Source organism: Acidovorax sp. HMWF018, from assembly GCF_003061035.1.
In the GTDB taxonomy this organism is placed as follows: domain Bacteria; phylum Pseudomonadota; class Gammaproteobacteria; order Burkholderiales; family Burkholderiaceae_C; genus Acidovorax; species Acidovorax delafieldii.
In genome coordinates, this window is sequence record NZ_QAIM01000419.1 from 6,633 (window position 1) to 8,766 (window position 2,134).

Below are 2,134 nucleotides of genomic sequence, written 5' to 3' on the forward strand. Positions count from 1 at the left end.
CGCATGGACCGCCTGGGCAGCATTTTCACGAGCGAGTAAGTCGGCAGGCCTGTATGCTGCAGGCACTTTTTTTGCGCTCTGAATTGCATGACTGCACCTGCTCCAATGCTTGTTTCTGAGCACCCGCCCGTGGAGCCCGCTCCCCGCGGCAGATCCTGACCGCTGCGCACCATGCCCTTGGGTACTCTGGAGCGCAGCGCTCCCCCTTTCTTCAAACAGGGCCCTTCGGCCCTGTCGCGTTTGGCCGTGTTCAGTGCGCTGGCGCTGTTCCTCATGGTGGCCGACGCACGCTTTCAGATTACCGGCCCCTTCCGTCAGGCCGTGGCCACGGTGCTGTACCCGGTGCAGTGGCTCATGCTGCAGCCGGTGGAGTTCGCGAGCCACGGGCGCAGTTATTTCCAGTCGCTGCAAACCGCGCAGGAAGACCTGGATGCCGCCCGCAAGAAGATGGCCGTGATGGGCCAGCGCGCCAACCAGGCCGACCAGCTGGCCATGGAAAACCAGCGGCTGCGCAAACTGCTGGAGCTGCGCGACCGGCTCCAGACCCCTGCACAGGCGGCCGAAGTCATCTATGACACCGCAGACCCCTACACGCGCCGTGTGGTGCTGGACCGGGGGCAGCTGGGCGGCGTGGAGCTGGGCGCTCCGGTGATGGACGAGGCCGGCGTGCTGGGCCAGGTCACCCGTGTGTTTCCGCTGGTCAGCGAAGTCACGCTGCTGGTGGATCGTGACCAGGCGATTCCGGTGCTGAACATCCGCACCGGCGTGCGCGGCGTGGCCTATGGCGACCCGGTGGCGGGCCATGGTGGTGGCATGGAGCTGCGCTTCATGCCCGCCAACGCCGACATCCGCGAAGACGACCTGCTGACCACCAGCGGCGTGGACGGCCTGTATGCGCCGGGCCTGCCCGTGGCGCGCGTGGTGAAGGTGGAGCGTCGTGCCGACTCCGCGTTTGCGCGCATCTACTGCGTGCCTTTGGCGCAGGTGCAGGGTGCGCGCCATGTGGTGGTGCTCAAGCCCCTGGCCGACAACGAATTGCCCCGCCCGGATGCGGCCCCCGCCGCGCCCGCGAACAAACGCGGGGGCCGCAAATGAGCCGCTGCCTTGCCCCGCTGACCCCGACACAAGGAGGCCCGCGATGATCATGCCGCGGGGTGAGCCCCTGCTGATGCCGGTGAACCCGGTGTTCATCTGGGCCAGTCTGGCTGCGGGTCTGGCCATCAACATGCTGCCGCTGGGCCGCGTGGTGTGGATGCCTGATCTGCTGATGGTGTTGCTGGTGTTCTGGGGCGTGCACCAGCCGCTGCGCATTGGCATGGGGGCGGCCTTTGTGCTGGGCCTGTGCATGGACGTGAGCCAGTCTGCGCTGCTGGGCCAGCATGCGCTGTCCTACACGGTGCTGTCGTTCGGGGCCATTGCCATCCACCGCCGTTTGCTGTGGTTCAGTGTGCCGTCGCAGGCGCTGCAGGTGTTTCCGCTGTTTGCCGTTGCCCATGCCATCGAGCTGCTGCTGCGCATGGCGGCGGGCGGAATTTTCCCGGGGTTCTGGAGCTTTCTGGCCCCGTTCCTGGAGGCGCTGCTGTGGCCCCTGGCCAGCTGGGTGCTGCTGGCGCCCCAGCGCCGCCCGCCCGACAAAGACCAGAACCGGCCGTTGTGAACATGAGGCAACAACCCCCTGAGCGGCCGCGCTGTCTCCCCCTTCTCTCGCAGTGCTGTGCGCTGCGGGAAGGGCGGCGACGCGCTCGCGGCGGGGCGACCCTTGCTCGGCGTCCCCTGGCCTGGGCCGCGCCAGTCACACAGGCAGCCAGCTTCTGGGCCGTTTTTTCAGGGGTGAGGCCATGACCGAGGTGCGCAGCAGCGAAGCCGACGCCTCGCGGTTCCGGGTGCGCGCCGTGGTGGTGGGCCTGGTGGTGATGGCGGCGTTCTGCCTGGTGGCGGCGCGCCTGGTGTACCTGCAGGTGGTGCGCCATGAGGACCTGGCAGCCCAGGCGGAGAGCAACCGCACGGCCGTGGTGCCCATCGTGCCCAACCGGGGGCTCATCCTGGACCGCAACGGCGTGGTGCTGGCCACCAACTATTCGGCCTACACGCTGGAGATCACGCCCTCGCGTGCCGGCGTGCTGGACGAGACCAT

Annotated in this window: 2 protein-coding genes and 1 pseudogene; all 3 read left to right on the forward strand. The window is 68.0% G+C overall.

All coding sequences use genetic code 11. The features are described from left to right. Positions 1-171 precede the first annotated feature (171 nt). Positions 172-1,095, forward strand: coding sequence for a rod shape-determining protein MreC (mreC, locus tag DBR23_RS17175; protein ID WP_108499050.1), 924 nt, complete (start codon positions 172-174; stop codon positions 1,093-1,095). Positions 1,096-1,138: 43 nt separating this feature from the next. Beyond that, on the forward strand, positions 1,139-1,657 hold the full coding sequence (gene mreD, locus DBR23_RS17180) for a rod shape-determining protein MreD (RefSeq protein WP_056057460.1): 519 nt from the start codon (positions 1,139-1,141) through the stop codon (positions 1,655-1,657). Positions 1,658-1,838: 181 nt separating this feature from the next. Continuing rightward, positions 1,839-2,134, forward strand: a pseudogene (locus DBR23_RS17185) (penicillin-binding protein 2); the annotation flags it as partial.

What these genes read in the sequence shown, in the direction of transcription:
- mreD (WP_056057460.1), top strand. Translation starts at nt 1,139, where the DNA reads ATGATCATGCCGCGGGGTGAGCCCCTGCTGATGCCGGTGAACCCGGTG.
- mreC (WP_108499050.1), top strand. Translation starts at nt 172, where the DNA reads ATGCCCTTGGGTACTCTGGAGCGCAGCGCTCCCCCTTTCTTCAAACAG.